Source organism: Streptomyces sp. NPDC058653 (assembly GCF_042716895.1).
GTDB lineage: Bacteria > Actinomycetota > Actinomycetes > Streptomycetales > Streptomycetaceae > Streptomyces.
In genome coordinates this window covers 36,108-56,915 of record NZ_JBHXRM010000039.1, presented here as the reverse complement: position 1 = coordinate 56,915, position 20,808 = coordinate 36,108, and the positions used below count along the sequence as shown (strand labels likewise).

General features: G+C 71.0%; 19 protein-coding genes. 7 read left to right on the top strand and 12 right to left on the bottom strand.

Translation table 11 applies throughout. The features are described from left to right. Positions 1 to 32: 32 nt before the first annotated feature. From ACFWU9_RS27820 to ACFWU9_RS27790, 7 genes are all read right to left on the bottom strand, one after another. Positions 33 to 1,028, bottom strand: coding sequence for a PDR/VanB family oxidoreductase (locus tag ACFWU9_RS27820; RefSeq protein WP_384323125.1), 996 nt, complete (start codon positions 1,026 to 1,028; stop codon positions 33 to 35). Between the two features lie 6 nt (positions 1,029 to 1,034). Next, entirely contained in the window at positions 1,035 to 1,742 is a 708-nt protein-coding gene (locus tag ACFWU9_RS27815; protein WP_384323123.1) for a 4-carboxy-4-hydroxy-2-oxoadipate aldolase/oxaloacetate decarboxylase, read from the bottom strand. Next, positions 1,739 to 2,437, bottom strand: a complete 699-nt coding sequence (locus ACFWU9_RS27810; protein WP_384323121.1) for an RraA family protein — start codon at positions 2,435 to 2,437, stop codon at positions 1,739 to 1,741. The genes ACFWU9_RS27815 and ACFWU9_RS27810 overlap by 4 nt, the downstream gene beginning before the upstream one ends. Beyond that, positions 2,434 to 3,132, bottom strand: a complete 699-nt coding sequence (locus ACFWU9_RS27805; protein ID WP_384323119.1) for an RraA family protein — start codon at positions 3,130 to 3,132, stop codon at positions 2,434 to 2,436. The genes ACFWU9_RS27810 and ACFWU9_RS27805 overlap by 4 nt, the downstream gene beginning before the upstream one ends. Next, entirely contained in the window at positions 3,129 to 4,163 is a 1,035-nt protein-coding gene (locus ACFWU9_RS27800; protein WP_384323117.1) for a hypothetical protein, read from the bottom strand. The genes ACFWU9_RS27805 and ACFWU9_RS27800 overlap by 4 nt, the downstream gene beginning before the upstream one ends. 6 nt (positions 4,164 to 4,169) lie before the next feature. Then, entirely contained in the window at positions 4,170 to 5,168 is a 999-nt protein-coding gene (locus ACFWU9_RS27795; protein ID WP_384323164.1) for an amidohydrolase family protein, read from the bottom strand. Positions 5,169 to 5,520: 352 nt separating this feature from the next. After that, on the bottom strand, positions 5,521 to 6,276 hold the full coding sequence (locus tag ACFWU9_RS27790) for a TetR/AcrR family transcriptional regulator (protein WP_384323115.1): 756 nt from the start codon (positions 6,274 to 6,276) through the stop codon (positions 5,521 to 5,523). A gap of 135 nt (positions 6,277 to 6,411) precedes the next feature. Between ACFWU9_RS27790 and ACFWU9_RS27785 the strand changes: the two genes are divergently transcribed. Further along, positions 6,412 to 7,635 carry a saccharopine dehydrogenase family protein gene (locus ACFWU9_RS27785; RefSeq protein WP_384323113.1) on the top strand — a complete coding sequence of 408 codons (1,224 nt, stop codon included), beginning with the start codon at positions 6,412 to 6,414 and terminating at the stop codon, positions 7,633 to 7,635. A gap of 45 nt (positions 7,636 to 7,680) precedes the next feature. On the opposite strand, the gene ACFWU9_RS27780 is transcribed toward ACFWU9_RS27785, so the two are convergent. After that, positions 7,681 to 8,103 (bottom strand): MerR family transcriptional regulator, encoded by a 423-nt coding sequence (locus ACFWU9_RS27780; RefSeq protein ID WP_384323111.1) that lies wholly within the window; start codon positions 8,101 to 8,103, stop codon positions 7,681 to 7,683. Positions 8,104 to 8,168: 65 nt separating this feature from the next. Here ACFWU9_RS27780 and ACFWU9_RS27775 point away from each other — a divergent pair, with 65 nt between their 5' ends. Both ACFWU9_RS27775 and ACFWU9_RS27770 read left to right on the top strand, forming a co-directional pair. Then, entirely contained in the window at positions 8,169 to 9,386 is a 1,218-nt protein-coding gene (locus tag ACFWU9_RS27775; protein WP_384323109.1) for an MFS transporter, read from the top strand. A 60-nt stretch (positions 9,387 to 9,446) separates the two neighbouring features. Continuing rightward, a complete protein-coding gene (locus ACFWU9_RS27770; protein WP_384323107.1) occupies positions 9,447 to 9,719 on the top strand; it encodes a hypothetical protein in 273 nt (90 codons plus the stop codon). A 31-nt stretch (positions 9,720 to 9,750) separates the two neighbouring features. Here ACFWU9_RS27770 and ACFWU9_RS27765 read toward each other — a convergent pair whose 3' ends face one another. Next, positions 9,751 to 10,224: a hypothetical protein gene (locus ACFWU9_RS27765; protein ID WP_384323105.1), complete on the bottom strand. Its 474-nt coding sequence runs from the start codon at positions 10,222 to 10,224 to the stop codon at positions 9,751 to 9,753. Positions 10,225 to 10,366: 142 nt separating this feature from the next. Then, complete coding sequence (locus ACFWU9_RS27760) at positions 10,367 to 10,672, bottom strand: SH3 domain-containing protein (protein ID WP_384323103.1); 306 nt, start codon at positions 10,670 to 10,672, stop codon at positions 10,367 to 10,369. A gap of 146 nt (positions 10,673 to 10,818) precedes the next feature. On the opposite strand from ACFWU9_RS27760, the gene ACFWU9_RS27755 reads away from it, so the two are divergent. Further along, positions 10,819 to 13,737, top strand: coding sequence for a helix-turn-helix domain-containing protein (locus tag ACFWU9_RS27755; RefSeq protein ID WP_384323101.1), 2,919 nt, complete (start codon positions 10,819 to 10,821; stop codon positions 13,735 to 13,737). 40 nt (positions 13,738 to 13,777) lie between these two features. Here the strand turns inward: ACFWU9_RS27755 and ACFWU9_RS27750 are convergent, their stop codons facing one another. After that, complete coding sequence (locus tag ACFWU9_RS27750; protein ID WP_384323099.1) at positions 13,778 to 15,934, bottom strand: SpoIIE family protein phosphatase; 2,157 nt, start codon at positions 15,932 to 15,934, stop codon at positions 13,778 to 13,780. A 102-nt stretch (positions 15,935 to 16,036) separates the two neighbouring features. Next, entirely contained in the window at positions 16,037 to 16,717 is a 681-nt protein-coding gene (locus tag ACFWU9_RS27745; RefSeq protein WP_384323097.1) for a winged helix-turn-helix transcriptional regulator, read from the bottom strand. Between the two features lie 356 nt (positions 16,718 to 17,073). Between ACFWU9_RS27745 and ACFWU9_RS27740 the strand changes: the two genes are divergently transcribed. Genes ACFWU9_RS27740 through ACFWU9_RS27730 form a run of 3 tightly spaced genes read left to right on the top strand, consistent with a single transcriptional unit; the run spans position 17,074 to position 20,799 of the window. Then, complete coding sequence (locus tag ACFWU9_RS27740; RefSeq protein ID WP_384323095.1) at positions 17,074 to 17,631, top strand: (2Fe-2S)-binding protein; 558 nt, start codon at positions 17,074 to 17,076, stop codon at positions 17,629 to 17,631. Beyond that, positions 17,618 to 18,607: an FAD binding domain-containing protein gene (locus ACFWU9_RS27735; protein ID WP_384323093.1), complete on the top strand. Its 990-nt coding sequence runs from the start codon at positions 17,618 to 17,620 to the stop codon at positions 18,605 to 18,607. The genes ACFWU9_RS27740 and ACFWU9_RS27735 overlap by 14 nt, the downstream gene beginning before the upstream one ends. Further along, positions 18,604 to 20,799 (top strand): xanthine dehydrogenase family protein molybdopterin-binding subunit, encoded by a 2,196-nt coding sequence (locus ACFWU9_RS27730; RefSeq protein WP_384323091.1) that lies wholly within the window; start codon positions 18,604 to 18,606, stop codon positions 20,797 to 20,799. Before ACFWU9_RS27735 ends, ACFWU9_RS27730 begins: the two co-directional genes overlap by 4 nt. The last annotated feature ends 9 nt before the right edge of the window (positions 20,800 to 20,808 follow it).

The window sequence follows — 20,808 nt, the reverse complement described above, 5'->3', positions numbered from 1 at the left end:
TTCTCTAAGTTCTTTGATATGGAATTCGAAGCTCAGAGGTCCAGGGTGAGCAGTTCCGAGGCCGACCGCCCGACGCAGATCATCATCGTGTCGCCGCGCTCCCGCTCCTCGTCCGAGAGAACGGTGTCGTGATGCTCCGGCTCACCGGCGAGGACCCTGGTCTCGCACGAACCGCAGTAGCCCTCCTCGCAGGAGAACCCCACTTCCGGAACGGCCTCGCGGACCACATCGAGCAGCGTCCGGTCCGGCGGGACCTCCACGGTCACTCCGGAGCGCCGCAGTTCCACCGTGAAGCGCGCGGCGCCGGGCGGAGCGGCCCGCTCCTCGGCCGGCCGGCCGGCCGCCGGCGCGCCGAAGCGTTCGATGTGCAGGGCGTCGTCCCGCATGGTCGCCGCGCAAACCTCGGTGACGGCCCGGACCATGCCTTCCGGGCCGCAGCAGTACACCGCGGCGCCCGGGGGCGCGGCGCCGACGAGGCCCGCGACGGGCAGCAGCCCCGACTCGTCCTGCGGTACGACGTGGACGCGTCCGGCACCGATGGCCGACAGCACGTCGGTGAACGCCATGGTGTCGCGCGTACGTCCGCCGTAGTACAGCTCCCAGGAGGCGCCGACCGCCGCCGCCCGCCGGACCATCGCCAGGATCGGGGTGACGCCGATACCGCCGGCGAGGAAGAGATAGTGCTCCGCCTCGACCAGCGCGAAGTGGTTGCGGGGTCCCCGGGCTCGTAGCGTCCGGCCGACCAGCGCGGTGTCGTGCACCTCCACCGAGCCGCCCCGGCCGTGTTCCTCACGCAGCACCGCGACGGTGTAGGAGCGGGGATCGCCCGGCGGACCGCAGAGCGAGTACTGGCGGACGGCGCCGCTGGGCAGCCGCAGATCGATGTGCGCGCCCGGTTCCCACGGCGGCAGTTCACCGCCGCCGGGATCGACCAGGGTCAGCGAGACCACACCGGTGGCCTCCAGGCGGACCTGTTCGACCAGCAACGGCCGGTCGGCGAGGGGGTCGAGAGAGACGGGATCGGTCATGGCGGCTCAGTCCGTGCCGGCCGGTCTGAAACCGTAGATGTCGAGGGTGAGTTCGCCCTTGTCGATCCGGCTCAGATAGCCCGTCTCCGCGGCCTCGCGCGCCAGCCCGCCCGCCCGTACGGTCTCGACCGCCGCACTCGGAATCACCACGACACCGTCGCTGTCGGCCACGACGAGGTCGCCGCGGCCGACGGTGACGCCGCCCAGGACGATGGGGGTACCGACGGTGCCCACGTCGTCCTTCACGGTGGTGCGCACCGCGATCGCGGAGCTGAAGACGGGAAAGCCACGCGCGCGCAGTTGGTCGACATCGCGTACACCGCCGTCGATAACCAGTCCCAGCACCCCCCGGGCCCGTGCGGCGGCCGTCAGCACCTCGCCCCAGTAGCCGCAGCTCTCCCGGCGGCCGTCGACCACCAACACGTCGCCCGGTTCGGCCTGTTCGAGTGCGAGGTGCAGCGGCAGGTTGTCGGCCGGCGCGGTGGACACGGGCAGGGCCCGGCCGACGACGGCGGCGCCCGGCCAGACCGGGCGGATCCGGGGCGGCAGGAAACAGTCCAGCTTCGACGCCTCGTAGAGGGTCGCGGTCCCGAGCCGCAGGAACACGGCGTCGTCGGTGTTGTGGGTGCTGTGAGCGCTGTGGGTGCTGTGGGTGTCGTGGGCGTTCCGGGAGTTCCCGGCGCTCGGTGTGGTCCCGTGGGCGGCCGTCGTCATGCCTGGTTCCTTTGCAGGAGGTGGTAGCCGTGGGCGGCCCGGGACTCGGCCAGGGAGCGGCCGGCGAGTACGTCCTCGACGATGCGTGACTCTCGTTCATGGATGGAGTGGCAGATCTCGGCAAGGTCCTCCTCGACGTCGGGCGGTACGGTGACCGCGCCGTCCCCGTCGGCGATGATCAACTGGCCGGGCCGTACCTGGACACCGGCGACGCCCACCGGGCACTGGACGTCGCGGACCTCGACCCGGTCCTTGCCGGTGCGCATGTAACGGCCGCGTGTGAACAGCGGATAGCCCACGTCGAGCGCGCGCCGCACATCACGGCAGACGCCGTCGATCACCGTGCCCGCGATACCGCGGTCGTCCGCCATCGCGGTGAGGATGTCGCCCCACACCGTGCAGTCGGTACGGCCGCCGTTGTCGAGCACCGCGACATCGCCGGGCTCCATCTCGTCCAGGTAGTCGCCGACCGTGCCGGCGGGGCGTCCGGCCGCGACGTAACTGACGGTGTACGCGCGGCCGAAGATCTTCGCGCCGTCGAAAAGCGGGGCGATACCGGGCAGACACCCGTCCCTGCCGAGCCGGTCGAGCGCGTCGGAGACGGTGGCGGTCGAGTAGCCCCGCAGCGGATGGGGCCGGACGCCGGCCGGGGCCGGGTCGCCGGAGACGTCCGGAGGGGCGAGTTCGTCGGTCACGGGGTGGACTCCTCGACGGCGGGGAACTGGTTGTCGTGCATGACGTCGGAGACCGGCCGTCCCTGGGCGACGGCGTCGGCCATGGCCCTCTCGCGAGCGACGATCCGCTCGGCGAAGGCGATGACCCGCTCGGCGTCGGCGCCGGGCACGAACGCGACACCGTTGCCGTCGGCGACGACGTAGTCGCCGGGCCGCACGGTGATCTCACCGAAGCGGATCGGCTCGTCCATGGCGTGCTGGACGATCCGCCCCCGCGCGCTGACGGGTACCACCGCCCGGGCGAAGACGGGCAGGCCGAGCTCCTCGCTCTCGCTCGCGTCCCGGCAGGCGCCGTCCACCACGACACCGGCGATACCGCGCGCCGTCGCGGCGCGGCTGAGTATCCCGCCCCAACAGGACACGTCCAGACGCCCTTCGTTGGCGATGACCAGTACGTCCCGCGGCCCGGAGACGTCCACGGCCTCGGCCGCGACATGGCCCGCCGGCCGGTCGGAGTCGCGTGGTCCCACCGTGACGGTGCGGACGCGACCGGCGACGACGTGCCGTACCGGCCAGACCGGTGAGGGGCCGAGCGCCACCCCGGAGATCAGGTGGGCGTCCAGGGCGTCCGAGACGGCGCACGAGTCCAGGGCGCGCAGGCGGTCGACGAGCGTGGCGGTCGTCGCGGCGACGGGTTTCCGCTCCGTCCGCGTCATGACGCGTCCCGCGAACGGCCGAGTTGCCAGGTCATGAAGGCCATGGCGCAGCCGGTGCCCGCCTCCGAGCGGTAGCACGGCTCGTAGCCGACGAGTTCGGCCCTGAGCGGGGAGGAGTGGAGCGCGCCCGCCACGACGATCCAGTTGCGCATCTCCGACGTCCCCGACCGCAGTACCGCGTCGGGCAGGGAGCGCAGGTGGTCGGTGTCGCGGCTGATCAGCGCCTCGATGAAGGCACGGTCGAGTTCCTCGTCGATGACGAAGTGGCTCAGCCCTCCGGAGGCGACGATCCCCACGCGCAGGGAGCCGGGGTAGCTGCCGATCGCCTCGCCGAGCGCGACACCGAAGTCGTAACAGCGGCGGGCCGAGGGCGGGTTGGGCTCCCAGAAGGTGTTCACGAACACCGGGACCGTCGGGGGCGCCTCGCCGCCGCCGAGCACCTGCTCGAAGACGAAGCCCCAGCCGTGCGGGATGCCTGAGTTGCCCCACTCCCCCGGCGGCAGTTCCTTGGACGCGGCCGGGTCGAACCCGGCGTCCGAGGTCCGCTCGATCAGATGCCGGGCGAGCGAGGAGTCGCCCGCCCTGACGGTGCTGCTGACGGGCACATTGGCGACCTCGGCCACCGCCAGGCCCGGCTTCATACGGTCGAGCTGCTCCTGGGTGAAGGGCTCGTGGCGCATGGTGTCGCCCCAGTAGAAGGCGAACTGCGGCAGCAGTTCGTCGCCGAACACCTCCTTGTGGTCACTGCTCACGACCACCAGGACATCCAGCTCGGCGGCCTTGATCCGCCGGCCCAGCTCCTCGATGTCTGCGCGGCAGGCCGCGTACCGGCGACGGCGCGTGTCCAGGTCGCATTCGGCGGCGAAGCCCGGTGCGCGCAGGGCGAGCAATTCGTCGTACGGATAGTCCCGACCCCGGTAGACGAGGGCCTTGTTGGCGCGGTCGGCGGCGGCCCGCTGTCCCCAGTCCTCCGGCGGTGTGTTCAGCAGGGGGCCGTGGGACGTACCCACTCCCAGGACGAGTTCGGCCATGCCGCCTCACACCTCCAGGCGGAACAGGTCGACGGCGTTCGTCTCGAACAGCGCCTTCCTGTCGTCGTCGGTCAGCCAGTCGATGTCCTCGATGAGCAGATGGATGTCGTCTATCCAGCGGCCCGTCCCGGGGTCACGGACCGAGCCGGTGCCCGGCTTCTCCGTACCGAACAGACAGCGGTCCACGCCGACGGTGCGCAGCAGGAACTCGATGGAGTCGCGCGTGTAGAGACAGGTGTCGTAGTGGAGGCGGCGCAGCCGCTCCTCGAAGGTCGTGCCCGCCCGCAGGGCCGCGGGATAGAAGCGGCCCTTCTGGTACGGAACGGCCCCGCCACCGTGCGACACGACGATCTTCAGCTCGGGGAAGTCGTCCAGGACGGTCGACTGGAGCAGCCCGGCCACGGCCAGGGTCTCCTCCTGGACGAAGTGCAGCGAGTAGCTCTCCCGGGCCGGGGGCCGGCAGGCCGCGGAGTGGATGATCGCCGGTACGTCCAGTTCGCACAGCGCCTCCCACACCGGGTACCAGAAGCGGTCGCCGATGGCCGGGGGCTGGCGCAGTCCCTCGTACGGGTCGGTGTTCAGGGTCGCGCCGACGAAGCCGAGTTCCTCGACACAGCGGCGCAGCTCCCGGGTCCACGCGGACGGTTCGAGTTCCATCGACTGCGGCATGCCGGCGACACCACGGAAACGGCTGTCGACCTCGCACGCCATGGCGATGACGTCGTTGGTCTCCTCGGTGAACCACTCGACCAGCTTGGGCGGGCTCTCGCTGTGCATCATCTGGAACGGTCTCGGCGAGATGAACTGGATGTCGACCCCGGCCTCGTCGAGATGCCGAAGATGCGAGATGTTGCCGAAGCTCGGATGGGGGGCGTTGAGCGCCTCGGTGACGTGTTCCTTGGTCACCCCCGTACGGCCGCGCCCGTGGGCGCCGCGATGGGACAACAGCCCGGCCTTGTACGCGTAGAGCTTGTCGGGAGCTGTGACATGTCCGTGGACGTCGATATAGATGGCGCTGCCCTCCTCGTGACCGGAACGGGCTGTGCCCGCCGTGGCCGGGAGATCCGTCTGGGGCTCGTTCCCGGGTGTCCAGAACCATAGGGTCGGTGCGCTCTATACGGAATAGATAGGTCAGAGATTCCTCATAGAGGTATGCGCGCCTCTTGGGGGCGGCCCCGACACGCGGTCAGGGCGCGCGGGATGGGCTCATCACCGCGGAGGGAGACGCTCCGGCGTGCGGCCATCGTCCGACAGAGCGCCACAATAAGTGAAATATCTGCCGCCGAACCCGTCGCGGAGGTATTTCGCCACCACACCGATACCTGGACGTCGGGCCGGTCCGTTCACGGTCCGGGACCTACCGGGCGGTGGAGCGACGGCCCACCGAGCCGCCGCCCTTCGGTCCGTTCGCTCGGGCGGTCCCGAGTCGCGCCGCCGCGTCGTTCAGCAGGGTGTCCAGGACGACCGGGTAGACGCTGTGTGTCATACAGCCGGCCAGCAGTCGTGCGGTGGCGGCGATGTGGGGGTGGGTCGCGGCGGGAAGCCGGGCGTACGTGGAGTTCCACATCTCCTCGTCCGTCTCACGGGCCGCGTCGGTGAGGGCCAGCGATCCCGCGTCCAGGGCGGCGAAGGCCAGACTTGTGTCGATGAAGGCGTGGTAGAGGCGGACCGCCGTCGCGTCGGGGAAGCCCGCGCCGCGCAGGACACCGAGAATCGCCTCGTCCACCGCGATCTCCCGGGGCCGGCCGGTGACCCGGCTGGCGGTCAGTACGGCGGCCTGCGGATGCGCGAGGTACGAGGAGTGGATGGCGAGCCCGAGGGCGCGCAGGTCGGCCTGCCAGCGCCCCGTGGCCGTCCAGTTGTCCAGCGCCCGTCCCATGAGTTCCTCGCCGATGGCCCGGGTGAGATCGTCCATCCCGGCGAAGTACCGGTAGAGGGTGCTCGGGTCGGCGCCGAGGGCGGCGCCCAGCCGGCGGGCGGTCAGCCCGGTGCTGCCGTGCTCTGCCAGCACGCGCAGCGCGGTGTGCACGATCAGCGTCTCGGACAGGACGGAGCCCTGCCGTGTCGGGCGGCGTCTGCGTCGCGCCTGCTCCGGCACCACCTGTTTCGGCATCGGCTTCCTCCTCCGTTCCTGGCGGGCCACCCCACCGGACGGTCTTATGCCAACACAGTTGACCCTAACCGCCGCCATCCCGTTGCATCGGGGCACCCGGCAGGCGCCCGTCTGCGGGGACGAAAGGTGTGCGACATGCGTGTACTGCTCGTGGGCGCGGGCGGCGTCGGAACCGCCGTCACCCGGATCGCGGCCCGCCGCGACTTCCTGACCCACATGACCGTGGCCGACTACGACCTCTCCCGGGCCGAGTCGGCCGTCGCCGCGCTGGGCGACCAAGGGGACCGCTTCAGCGCGCGGCGACTGGACGCCTCCGACGAGGAGGCGGTGCGCCGGGTGCTCACCGAGGAGAGGTGCGATGTGCTGCTCAACGCCACCGATCCGCGATTCGTCATGCCGCTCTTCCGGGCCGCTCTCGCGGCGGACACGCACTATCTGGACATGGCGATGTCCCTGTCCTCGCCGCACACCACCCACCCGTACGAGCACTGCGGTGTGAAGCTCGGCGACGAGCAGTTCGAGCTGGCCGGCCGGTGGGAAGGGTCGGGCCGCCTGGCTCTGGTCGGCATGGGTGTGGAGCCGGGGCTGTCCGATGTCTTCGCACGGTACGCGGCCGACGAACTCTTCGACGAGATCGAGGAGATCGGCGTCCGGGACGGCGCCAATCTGACCGTGGAGGGCTACGACTTCGCCCCCTCCTTCAGCATCTGGACCACCATCGAGGAATGCCTCAACCCGCCGGTGGTCTACGAGAAGGACTGCGGCTGGTTCACCACCGCGCCGTTCAGCGAGCCGGAGGTCTTCGACTTTCCCGAGGGGATCGGCCCGGTGGAGTGCGTCAACGTGGAGCACGAGGAGGTGCTGCTCATCCCCCGCTGGGTCGACGCACGGCGGGTGACGTTCAAGTACGGCCTCGGCGACGACTTCATCGCCAAGCTCAAGGTCCTCCACGAGCTGGGGCTGGACTCCACCACCGAGGTCACGGTCCCCGGGCAGAGCGGGCCGGTCCAGGTCTCGCCCCGTGATGTGGTCGCCGCCTGTCTCCCCGACCCGGCCGCGCTCGGCGACCGCATGTCCGGCAAGACCTGCGCGGGCACCTGGGTCAGGGGCGTCAAGGACGGAGCCCCGCGTGAGGTGTACCTCTACCACGTGGTCGACAACGAGTGGTCGATGAGCGAGTACGGCTCCCAGGCCGTGGTCTGGCAGACCGCCATCAATCCGGTCGTCGCACTCGAACTGATCGCCGGCGGCGAGTGGAACGGCAGTGGGGTCCTCGGCCCCGAGGCCCTGCCGCCCCGCCCGTTCCTCGACCTCCTCACCGCGTACGGCGCCCCCTGGGGTCTGCGCGAGGAGAACTGACGGCGCTCCCGCACCGACGCGTCGTTCAGGGGGACGCCGGCACCTTCAGGATGTGCTGTCCGCCGGCGAGGTGGGCGATGCCCGTACCACCGAGGCGGCGGCCGGACGATCGTTGCCGCGTACTACGTCGAGGTACTCCGCCACGGCGTCCCTGTTGCGGGTCAGGCATCGGATGCGTTCGGTCATGCGGTCACGTTCGAGTTCGAGCGTGGCGAGCATCTCCGGGGTCGCGTCGGGGAAGTGGATGGTCCGGGGTTTGTCGAGGCACGGGAGGATCTGCTTGATGATCCGGGTCGGCAGTCCCGCGTCGAGCAGTCCTCTGATCTGCAGGACGCGGTCCACGTTGTACTCGTCGTACTCGCGGTAGCCGTTCGGGAGACGACCGGCGACGATCAGTCCCTGCTCCTCGTAGTAGCGCAGCAGCCGACGGGGCGTGGCTGTGCGCTCCGACAGCTCTCCGATGCGCATGTGCTCCACCTCACTCCTGGTCGCGTTGACCCTCACACCAATGTGATGGTCTGAACATATGCGCCATGAGAAACCGCGCGACACAACTGGCCGATTCCCAGGCCGGAACCGGAGATCAGAAGCTCCCGCTGCCCGCGCTGCTGGCGCTGGCCACGGCCGTCTTCATCACGAGCCTGACCGAGACGCTGCCCGCGGGCCTGCTGCCCGCGATGAGCGCAGACCTCAAGGTCTCCGAGTCCGCCACGGGGCAGACGGTGACGGTCTACGCGATCGGAACCGCGCTCACCGCCATCCCGCTGGTCGCGGCCACCGCGGGGTGGCGGCGCAAGCGGCTGTTGCTGACGGCGATGGCGGGGTTCGCCGTCGCCAACACGGTGACCGCTGTCTCGGCGAACTTTCCTCTGACCATGGCGGCCCGGTTCACCGCCGGGGTGGCCGCCGGCCTGGCCTGGGCGCTGCTGGCGGGATACGCCCGCCGGATGGCACCGGTCCATCTGCGGGGCAGAGCGATCGCCATCGCGATGGCCGGCATTCCGGTCGCTCTCTCACTGGGAGTGCCGGCGGGGACGTTCCTCGGCCAGGCCCTGGACTGGCGGGTGGCGTTCCTGATCATGACCGGGCTCACCATCGTCCTGCTCGGCTGGATCACCGCGACGGTCCCGGACCACCCCGGGCAGCGGACGGACGGCCGGACACCGGTGCTGCTTACCCTCACCGTTCCCGGCGTGGCACCGGTCCTGTTCGTCACCCTGGTCTTCGTGCTGGCCCACACCATCCTCTACACCTACATCGCCACGTTCCTCGCCCGGCTCGGCATGGGCGGCTCCACCGACCTCGTGCTGCTGCTCTTCGGCGGGGCCTCGCTGGTGAGCATCTGGATCGTCGGCGCGCACATCAACCGCCGGCTGCGAGCCCTCACCATCGCCGGCACTCTTCTGGTCGCCGTGGGAGCCGCCGTCCTGGCGGCGCTCGCCGACAGCCACGCTCTGGTCTATCCCGCGGTGATGTTGTGGGGACTCGGGTGGGGAGGTGTCCCCACCCTCCTCCAGACCGCCGTGGGCGACGCGGGGGGCGAGTCGGCGGACGCCGCGCAAGCCATGCTCGTCACCTTGTGGAACGTGGCCATGGCCGGGGGCGGAGTCGCCGGCGGCATCCTTCTCGACAGGTTCGGCTCCCCCTCTCTTCCCTGGAGCGTCCTCGCCCTCCTGGTGCCGGTGCTGGTCGTCGCGGTCGCCGCCCGCGCGCACGGCTTCCCCGCCAGGCGCGCTAACGCGCTCCGATGACCGCCTGTCATAAGTCGGCGTCCGACTTGCCGGAAGCGGCAGCGGACTCAGGGGGAGACCATGACGACATATTCGGTATCGGTCAGACTGCGGCGTACCACTGTCGAGGAGCGGTACGTCTCCGTCCCGATCAGCGAATCGGTGATGCGCACGGAACGGGACGAGGACGGTGCCCGGGGTCTTGACGCGGAGAAGATCTTCGCTGCCGCGATCGAGCTCGGCCGGGACGACGACGGCTGGGCGGCGGAGGAGCGAGAGGTGACGGTCCATCCGATCCAGAAGGCCCCCGACGAGGTGCGACCCCCGCTCGACGGGGCGTCGGATACGCCGTAGCTCCTGACGGAGAAGCCCGCTCCCGGCTGGTTCACGGTCCTGCCCGGCGAGGGACCTGGACCGCGGCCGAAGGCGGCCGTTGGCAGGGCCGGCGCAAGAGACAGCACGCGGTGGCGTGGTCGCGGCCGGTCGTCTCCGCCGCGGTGGTCATGGGCAGGCCGGCCCGTTGGTGGAGAACGGTGAGCTGGTAGTGAAGGGGGGATACGGCGCTCAGGGGCAGCGGCGCTGTGCGGCGGGCGATGTGGGCGGCGACGCGGTCCCAGGCCGCGGCGGTGGGGTTGGGACTGGACAGGAGCGTGGCCCAGTTGACGGCGAGCGTCCCGAACGCGCCCCGGACGAGGTCGCTGGCGCCGGCGGGGGTGTGCGCCGTCGCGTAGGCGAGGTACGCGCGGTGGTGCAGGGCGTGGAAGGCGCGGAACTCCAGGGGGAGCGCGATGTCCATGCCCTGAACGGGGGCAGCGGCCGGTGCGGGGAAGCGGGCCCCCGGTCGAGTGATGGTGGTCATCCGAACGCTCCGGTGTGGATGGTGCGGGTCGTCGGTGGAGCCGGGCCGGATCACCGGCGGAAGGACCGCGCCCCCATGCTTGCGGGGTACGGCCGCACATGGCGGCCGTACCCCGCGGTACTACGTGCCGGCCCTCACCGGGTCAGCAGTCGAGGTAGGCGTCGTGGATCCAGACGCCGGTGCGCCCGCCCACGATGTCGCCCATGATCCAACGTCCGTCGTAGTTGCGGGCCGCGAACTGCTGCCCCCTGTTCACCTGGCCGAGGACCGGGTGGTGCGTGCCCGGGCCACCGCGGAAGTTGACCCCGTTGTCGTTGACCGTGCAGACGAGGGCCTGGGCCTCGGCGGCGGCGGACGGAGCGAGCTGCGGTGCGGCCTGCGCGACGGGTCCGGCTGTCAGCGTGAGTCCCCCGACCAGCAGGGCCGCGGCCAGAATTCGCTTCTTCATGGGATGCCTCTTTCCACTCGTTCTCGGCTCCCGGTGCGGGACCCGACGCACCTTTTCTAGCCGCTAATCTGTTGTTCAAGGCCGGTCGGCCGATGCCGAACAAACGGATACCGAACAATCCGTGTGGCGGAAGGAAGCGCGTACACGTGCCACGGGGAGAACGCCCACTGGACCCACAGGGCGGTCCGCTGTCGGAATTCGCCGCTCGATTGAGGAAACTGCGGGAGCAGGCGGGGCGACCCACCTACCGCGACCTCGCCCGGGACGCGCACTACTCGATCGCGACGCTGTCGTCGGCCGCGGCGGGACGTCAGCTTCCCAGCCTGGCCGTCACCCTCGCGTATGTCCGTGCCTGCGGCGGTGACGAGCGGGAATGGGCGGTCGTCTGGCGCCGGACGGCCGACGCGTGCGTCTCCCTCGGCGCCCCGGTGGCGGCGGAGGGGGAGAAGGGGCGCGGGACCGGAGCCCGTCCGCCCTACGCCGGCCTGGCGGCATTCGGGGAATGCGACGCGGGGGTTTTCTTCGGGCGCGAGAGACTCACCGGCGCGCTTGTCGAACACCTGAAGGAGAAAAGGCTCCTTGTGTTATTCGGGGCGTCCGGTTCCGGCAAATCGTCGGTGCTGCGCGCGGGCGTGCTTCCCGCCTTTTCCGGTGTTCCCTCGATCGTCTTCACACCCGGTCCGCACCCGCTGGAGGAATGCGCCGTCCGCCTCGCGGCCCGCGCGGACGTTCCCTCGGGTCCGGTACTCACCGGACTCGCGGCGGAGCCGGGCACCCTCCACCGGACGGTGCGGCAGATTCTCGCCGGGCGGCAGGAGACAGCCCCCTCGTCGGATGAGCTTCTCCTCGTCGTGGACCAGTTCGAGGAGGTGTTCACCCTCTGCCGTGACGCGGAGGAGCGGGAGCGCTTCGTCGCCTCGCTCGTGCACGCGGCCCAGACCCCCGACAGCCGCACACGGGTCGCCCTCGCCGTACGGTCCGACTTCTACACGCACTGCACCCGGCTGCCCGCCCTCGTCGACGCCCTGTCCCACGCCCACCATCCCGTCGGCCCGATGACCGCCGAGGAGTTGAGGGCGGCGATCGTCCGGCCCGCCGCCCGCGACCGGCTGACCGTCGAGACCGCGCTGCTGACGGCCCTCACGGCCGACGCCCACGGCCGGCCCGGCGCCCTGCCCCTGCTGTCGCACGCCCTGCTGGAAACCTGGACCCGGCGGCGCGGCAACGCCCTCACACTGGCCGGATACCGGGCGGCCGGCGGCTTCGAGGGAGCGCTCACCCAGACCGCCGAAGCCTTCTACCGTGCCCTCAGCGAGGGCCAGCAGCGCGCCGCGCGACGGCTGTTCCTGCGTCTTGTCGCCCTGGGCGAGGGCACCGAGGACACCAAGCGCCGAGTGCCGCGCCGCGAACTCGACGGGGTCCCCGACACCGCGCCCGTCCTCGAACAGGCCACCCGGGCACGGCTGCTGACCGCGGACGGCGACCATGTGGAGATCGCCCACGAGGCGCTGATCCGCTGCTGGACCCGGCTCGGCGGCTGGCTGGACGAGGACCGGAACCAGGAACGCCTGCAACGGGCGCTCACCGAGGCCACCACCCTCTGGGAGTCCCTCGGCCACGATCCCGACATCCTGTACCGCGGGGTGCGCCTCGCCGCCGTGAAGGACCTCCCGGAGCACGCGCTGACCTCCCGCGAACGCGCCTTCCTCCAGGCCAGCGAGTCGGCGGCGGAGGAGGCACAACGGCGCGACCGCCACCGCCTGCGCCGCCTGCGCAGACTCGTCGGAGCCCTGGTGGTCCTCCTGGTGTGCGCCGTCGGCGCCGCCGGGTTCGCCGTATGGGCGCAGAGCACGGTCACCCGGCAGCGCAACGAGGCCGTGGTCCTCCGGGCCGCCGACGAGTCCGTGCGGCTCAGCCCGCACGATCCGTCCCTGGCCGCCCAGATCGCGCTGGCCGCCTACTTCCAGGCTCCGCAGGAACGGACCCGGGACGCCCTGCTCAGCACCCTGTCCGTCGCGTCCGCCGGTCCCAAGCCGACCGGCCACACACCCGCCGTGACCGCCGACGGCCGCACCCTTGCCATGGCCGACGGCTCCCGGATCGACCTCTGGGACATGACGGATCCACGCCGACTCCGCCGGCTCGGCACCATCGAGGGCGACGGAGTCGCCCTGAACGGCGTCGAGTTCACCCCACGGGGCAACACACTCGTCGGAGCGGGCAACGACCGTACGCTCCGGCTCTGGGACGTGACCGACCCCCGGCGCCCTGTCCTGGTCTCGCAACGGCCCACCGGCCACTCCGACTCCGTCTACTCGCTCGCCGTGCACCCGGACGGCCGTACCGCCGCCACCAGCGGCTACGACGACACCATCCGCCTCTGGGACATCACCGACCCCCGGCGCCCCCGCCCGCTCGCCAAGCTGACCGGGCACACCGCCAACGTCAAACCCGTGGCATTCAGCCCCGACGGAACAACCCTCGCCTCGGGCTCCGACGACCACACCGTCCGCATCTGGGACGTGACCGACCCGCGCCGTGCCGCCACCATCGCCGTCCTCAAGGGCCACCGGCACTTCGTCGACGCCCTCGCGTACGCGCCGGACGGCCGCACCCTGCTGAGCGGGAGCGACGACCGCACGGCGCAGTTGTGGGACATCAGCGCCCTGCCGCACCACCGCCACCTCGGCCAACTCGCGAGGCACGCCGATGTCGTCGCCGGCGTGGCGTTCTCCCCCCACGGCCGTACGGCGGTGACCGTCGGCGTGGACGGCGGGGTCAACGCCTGGGACGTGACCAACCGCGAACGGCCCGCCCCGCTGGCCTTTCTCACCAACCCCGGCGGGTCGGTCAAGGAGGTGCGCCACCTCGTCGCGGACGGCGCGATCCTCACCGTCACCGCCCACCGCAGCGTCCAGATCTGGCACACCGACCTCGACCGGGTGCTCGCCGAGGCCTGCGACCGCTTCCGCCACACCATCAGCCCCGCCCAGTGGGCCCGCCACTTCCCCCGCCTCGACTACGCCCCGCCCTGCCCGCCCGACGCCGCCGCCGGCCCGGCCTGACACCCGTTCCGGCGCGGCACCGGACGGACGGGGGTGAACCTCACGTACGCGCCAGCAGAAGGGCGATGTCGTCGTCCAGCAACTGTGGCATCGCCGCCTCGGGAAGCCCCGTACGACGGGGTGTGACGGACATCGACCGGATCACCTCTGTACAGAGGGCGTCCAGTGGCATGCCCGGATGCGCGAGGGCCGTACCGAGTCGGCGCAGGCCGTCGTCGAGATCGGCCTCGCGCGATTCGATGAGTCCGTCGGTGTAGAGGGCGATCACGCTTCCCGGGGGGACCTCGACCGACAGGGATTCGTACGAGCCGAGGCCGGTACCGATCGGTGCCCCGGCGGGCAGCTCGGGGAAGGTGACCTCGCCGTCCGGGTGGAGGATCGCCGGGGGCGGATGACCGGCCCGTGCCATGGTGCACGTGCGGGTCGCGGGGTCGTGGACGGCGTAGACACAGGTGCCGCCCATGGTCTGTGACCAGAGGCCCGGCGCACCCGCGCCCTCGCTGTCCTGCTCGGTCAGACGGACGACGAGGTTGTCGAGTTTGGTGAGCAGTTCGTGGGGCGGAAGGTCCAGCTCCGCGAGGGTACGGACCACCGTACGGAACTGGCCCATCCGCGCGGCGGCGTTGATGCCGTGGCCGACCACGTCGCCGACCACCAGAGCGGTCCGGCCGCGGGGAAGGCTGATCACGTCGAACCAGTCGCCTCCGACACCCTCGTGGGTGTCGGCCGGCAGATAGCGCAGCGCCACTTCGATCGCCGCGCCGCTCTCGGGGTGGTGGGGAAGCAGGTTCCGCTGGAGCGCCAGCGAGGCGGTCCGCTCGCGGGCGAACCTGCGGGCGTTGTCCAGGCTGAGCGCGGCCCGCCCGGCGATCTCCTCGCACAGGAACAGCTCTTCCCGGGAGAAGGACAGGGGGTTGTCCGTACGGACGAACACGACTTCGCCGAGCAGCGTGCCGCGGGCCTGGAGCGGGACGATGATCAGGGAGTGCATACCGGTCGCGCGGATGTTCCGCAGCCTGTCCGGGTCCCGGTCGAGCCAGGTGCCGGGCGATATGTCCAGGACCGGCTCGTAGTGGGCCTCACGGGAGTACAGGGAACGGGTGAACGGGGACGACGGGGGGACGTAGACCACGTCTCCCACGGCCCACAGGGATTCCGGCATCGACGGGTGGATCGAGGCCGCTCCCGCACGGCGGAACGCGGGTACCCGCTGGTCCGGGGAGGTGAGCCGCTGGATGGGTTCGCCGCCGAGCGGAACGGATTCGGCGAGGTCGACCGTGATGTAGTCGGCCAGCCCGGGCACCGCGAAATCGGCGAGCTCCTGGGCCGTCTTCATCACATCGAGGGTGGTGCCGATGGTCTTGCTGGCCTCGCTGAGCATCAGAAGGTGCTTGTGGCTGTCGGACCCGCTGATGTCGGTGGCCATACGGCACACACTCAGCGGTCGGCCCTCGGCGCCGTCGAGGCGGAAGTACGTGGAGGAGAAGACGGACTCGCTCTCCCCGTTCGGGGTGGTCCACCCTTGCTCGCGCTCGGTCTCCGGCATTCCCGTTTCGAAGACCCGCCTGATCAGCGCCAGGGCGGTCCGGCTCTCCCTGCCCGGCCGGGGGGCCGTGGGCGTGCGTGCCACCCTCCGCTCGTCCGTGAACCGGTCCCAGCGCCCGGCTTCCTCGTTCACCCAGAGGTGTCCGCCGTCACCGTCGAAGATCGACACGGCGATCGGTGAACGGGTCAGCAGGGCGGCTCCGAGGAGCGTCTGCGGCGGCGCGGAGGAAGAGGCTTCCGCGTCGGTGGTCGCTCTGGTCGTGGCCGTGGTGGCCGTGGGTGTCGTTGCCGTCGCCGTCTCCGTCGCCGTCACGAACCAGTCGGTTCCCTCGTCGTCGGCCAGAGGGACCGCGTCCACGGACGCCCGGACGTCCGTTCCGTCCCTCCTCCGCAGGTCCGTCGTCCATGACCACGGCTCCCGGAGCGGCGCCCGCCCGGCCCATTCGGCCAGACATCGAGCGGCCGTGCGGGGCTTCAGCAGGTGCGCGACGGAACGGCCGACCATCTGTCCGGCGCTGTGGCCCAGCAGCTCTCTGGCCCCTTCCGACCACGCCGTGACCGTCCCCCGGGAGTCGATCATCACCACGGCCGTTCCCATCCGAGCGGGATCCATGGTCGCGGCTTCCAGCTCTTCGGCTGTCCGCCTGATCATCACCTTGCTCCCCTCATCGAATGGCGTCGTCGGCGAACCTGCCCCTCGGGATCCGAATCTCGGGGCCGGGGACGGGCCCGTAATGGTCGTTGGCGTTGTCGATCACTTTCGAGCGGCCCCTCGGGAGGAGCCTCTCGGCCGCCCGGGCATGCTGAAGAGCTCGAAAAACTCCCGCGCGGACGCGATTTCTCCCTCCACGACGAGTTCTCCCGCTTCGATGGCGCTGTCCACGGTCACCTCGCCTCCGGCGAGGGAACCGAACGTCCGCGTGCCGCACCTCAACCGTAGATCCGGTCGCGTCGGCGCGACCCCGACCTGCGCCTGGACCCGGTCCCCGTCGCCCCGCAGCCAGAACCTCTCCTCGCCCACCTCCAACTGCGTGAGCGCGTCGAAGCTCACCGCCTCGTCGGGGGCCGTCAAGCGCATCGCCACCAGCCGCCACGCGGTGCGCCGGGTGTAGTCGGGGGGAGGATCCTCAAGACCGGCCCCCCACTCGGCGAGCGACTTCAGGACCGGTATCACGGCCTCCCCCCGGTCGCCCAGCTCATAGGCTCCGGCATTCCCCACGCCGTGGAGCGTCGTCCGACGCACGGCGTCGTATCTCTCCAGATGCCTGAGGCGTGCTGCCAAGAGGCTGGTTCCGATCCCGGGGAGCGCGTTGAGCAGGTCGCCGTACCGGCGGGGCCCCAAGGTGAGTTCCCGCAAGATCAGCAAGGTCCACCGTTCGCCCAGCACATCGAGCGCACGGGCGATGAAACAAGCCTGTTCGTAGGAGCGCGTCATCTTCTCGGGTCTCCTCGCCGGGTGATCAGCGGCGGTTCAACCCACCACCCGGTCCTCGGCGGACTGATGGAACTGCCCTCCGGGAAGGTCGCTAACCGAGGCTACTCCTTTTTGAAGTACGACGTCGTGCGCCGAGTGAGCTTTCCGGAGGGGAGGCTCGTCCCTGCCGGAAGCCGCTCCTCGCTTCTGGGTCCGACGGGTTGGGGCTGACCGTCATGGCTGGTGGAGGGTTCGTGGGGAACACCGGGGGCACCATGCCGTCCCCCGTGCCGGCCCCGGGGGCGGCGGACCGGTTCCCGGGCACGTACGGCGTGCCCCAGGGGTAGCGGAATGGTTCGCTCCGTACGCTGCGCGGCATGGCTGAACAAATGAGTGGCGACGCGTCGGGCTCTCCGGGGAGCCCGACCGGCCGCCCCGCGGTTCCCGACCTGTTCGAGGCCGTCACGAGACTGGTGGTGAACGGGCGTCCCACCGTGCTGAGCGTCGACACACGCGTCACGCTCCTGGACGCACTGCGCGACCACCTGGGTCTGGTGGGGACGAAGAAGGGATGCGACCAGGGAGCCTGCGGCGCCTGCACCGTGCATATGAACGGGAAGCGGGTGCTCTCGTGTCTCACCCTCGCGGCGCAGTGCGAGGGCCACGTGGTCACGACGATCGAGGGAATCGCGCCCCCGGGTGCCATGCATCCCGTACAGGAGGCGTTCGTCGAACGGGACGGATTCCAGTGCGGATTCTGCACGCCGGGACAGGTCATGTCGGCACTGGCCCTGATCGACGAGGGACGCGCCGGATCGGACGACGACATCCGTGAATTCATGAGCGGCAACCTCTGCCGGTGCGGTGCCTATCCGAACATGGTGGCCGCGATCCGCGAGGTGGCTTCCGAAAGGATGGGCGATGCGGTCCTTTGAATACGTGCGGGCGACGGAGGTCCCCGACGCGGTACGGCTGGTCTCGGACCATCCCGGCGCCGCCTATCTGGCCGGGGGGACGACGCAGCTCGATCTGATGAAGGACGGGGTGCTCGGCCCCGGCGTGCTGGTCGACATCACGCGTCTCCCCCTCGCCGGTGCCGAGCGGCGGAGCGAGACGCTCCATGTCGGTGCCCTGACGACGATGGAGGAGCTGGCGGCCGACCCGACAGTCGCCGAGCGCCTGCCCCTGGTCCGGGAGGCCCTGCTGAAGGGCGCGTCGACCCAGCTGCGGAACATGGCGACGATCGGCGGCAATCTGCTCCAGCGCACGCGCTGCCGGTACTTCCGCGACCCCGACGTCCCCAAGTGCAACAAGCGCCTTCCGGGCTCCGGTTGCGCGGCCGTCGAGGGCGTGCCCCGTATGCACGCCATCCTCGGCGCGAGCGAGCGGTGCATCGCGCTGCACGCCTCGGACCTCGCCGTCCCGTTGGTGGCCCTGGACGCCGAGGTGCATGTCCAGGGCCCCACGGGCGAACGGCGGATCCCGCTGACCGACTTCTACGTCCCGGCATCGGAGAGTCCCGAGGTCGAGAACCGCCTCGCACACGGGGAGCTGATCACCGCGGTCGAGATCCCGCTGCTTCCCGCCGACGCCGTCTCGGGTTATCTGAAGGTACGCGACCGGATGTCCTACGAGTTCGCCCTCGTCTCGGCAGCCGTGGCCCTCGTGGTCTCCGACGGGATCATCCGCGAGGCGCGGATCGGGCTCGGCGGCGTGGGCACCAGGCCCTGGCGGGCGTGGGAGGCGGAGCGGGAGCTCGTCGGCTCGCCCGCCGGCACGGAGGCCTTCCGACGGGCGGCGGGGGTGGCCGTCGAGGACGCCTGGACCGTGCCCGGCACGGCCTTCAAGGTGGAACTCGCGCAGCGCTGCCTGGTCCGCGAACTACGCACCGTGTCAGGGGTGATGGCATGAACGAGGCAGTCGTCGGGGCCGGGATCAACCGTGTGGACGGTCCCCGCAAGGTGGCGGGCGCGGCGCCCTATCCGTCGGATTTCAACGCCCCTCATCAGGCACACGCGGCGCTCGTCGGGAGCACGGTGGCGGCGGGCCGTGTCGTCCGGGTCGACACCACCGCCGCCGAGGCCGCGCCCGGCGTGATCACCGTGCTCACGCACCTCACCATGCCGCGGCTGGACCGCGGGCCCATGACGGCGCTCGGCGTCTCACCCCCGCCGCCGATGCAGGACAGCCGTATCCGGCACTACGGGCAGCACGTCGCCCTCGTCGTGGCCGAGAGTCCCGAGCAGGCGACGGCGGCGGCCCGGCTGGTGTCCGTCGAGTACGAGCGCGCGGAGCCGCTGCTCGACGTGCTGGACCCCGAGGCACCCCGGCTGCTCGACCCGTGGGGCGCGGACAGCGATCGCGGGGACACCGGCGCGGCCCTCGCGTCGGCCGAGGTGCGAATCGCGCAGACCTACACCACCCCGGACAACACCAACAGCCCGCTCGGCCTCTTCGCCACCCTCGCGATCTGGGACGGGGACCGGCTCACCGTCCACGACACCACCCAGTGGCCCCGCATGGTCAAGGAGACACTGGCCGCCGTCTTCAAGATCCCGGAGAGCTCGGTCCGCGTCCTCGTGCCGTACGTGGGCGGTGCCTTCGGCGCCGGCCTGCGGACCTGGCAGCACGTGATCCTCACCGTCGCCGCGGCCCGGCGGACCGGCCGCCCGGTCAAACTCGTGCTCACCCGGCCCCAGATGTTCAGCAGCGTGGGCCATCGGCCGGACACCGTGCAGCAGGTGGTGCTCGCGGCGGACCGGAGCGGCGAGCTGACCGCGATCGACCACCGCACCATCTCCTCGCTGGCCATGGAGGACGACGACTACGAGGCGGTGTCCGCGGGCTCGGCGTTCGCCTACCGCTGCCCGAACGTGGTCACCCGCGACGTACAGGCACGGCTGAACCGTCCGGCCCCCTGCTCGATGCGCGCTCCGGCGGAGGGCCAGGGGAACTTCGCCCTGGAGTCGGCGATGGACGAGCTGGCCCACGAACTGGGGATGGACCCGCTGGAACTGCGTCTGCGCAACCACGCCGACGTCGACCCCCGGTCGGGCCTGCCATGGTCCGGCAAGGCGTTGCGGGAGTGCTATCGGGCGGGGGCGGAGCGCTTCGGCTGGTCGTCCCGTAACCCCGAGCCCGGCTCGACGCGGGACGGCGACTGGCTCATCGGGTACGGGATGGCGGGGTGCAGCTACCCCTGGTACGCGGTGCCCTGCTCCGCGCGGGCCACCGTCAGCCGGGACGGGAGCGCGCTGGTGCTCAGCGCCGTCACCGACATCGGGACCGGCACCTACACGGTCATGACCCAGGTCGCGGCGGAGTACCTCGGGCTCCCCCTCGACCTGGTCCGCTTCGACCTCGGTGACTCCGACATGCCGGCGGCTCCGCAGGCGGGCGGCTCCGGGCTGACTGGGGCCCTGGGGGGCGCCGTCCGTGATGCCTGCGGTCAGCTCGTCCGCCGATTCGTCGCACTCGCGACGAAGGACGCCGAGTCGCCGCTGCGCGGCGTGTCGCCGGCCGCGGTGACCACCGGCGGCGGACGTCTGTTCGTGAAGAGCGACCGGTCCCGGGGCGAGTCCTACTCCGACATTCTCGGCCGGCACGAACTCGCGGAGCTGTCGGCCGACGGTTCCAGCGTCCCCGCGGATCCGGAGGATCTCTGCATGGCCCCCTCCGGCGCCTTCGGAGCGAAGTTCGTGGAGGTGCGCGTCGACCGCGACCTGGGTCTGGTGCGCGTCGCACGCGTGGTGTCCGCCATCGACGGGGGCCGCATCCTCAACGAGAAGACCGGCCGGAGCCAGATCATCGGTGCGACGATCGGGGGTATCGGACAGGCACTGTTAGAGGACACCGCGACCGACCCGCGTACCGGAAGGATCGCCAATGGCACCTTCGGGGACTACCTCATCCCCGTCAACGCCGACATCCCCGACCTGGACGTCGTCTTCGTGGGAGAGCCGGACCGCTTCTCACCGATCGGCACCAAGGGCATCGGGGAGATCGGCCTGGTGGGCATCGCCGCCGCCGTGGCCAACGCCGTCCACCACGCCACCGGCAAACGTGTCCGTTCGCTGCCCATCACCCTCGACGACCTGCTCTAGCGGCGGGGC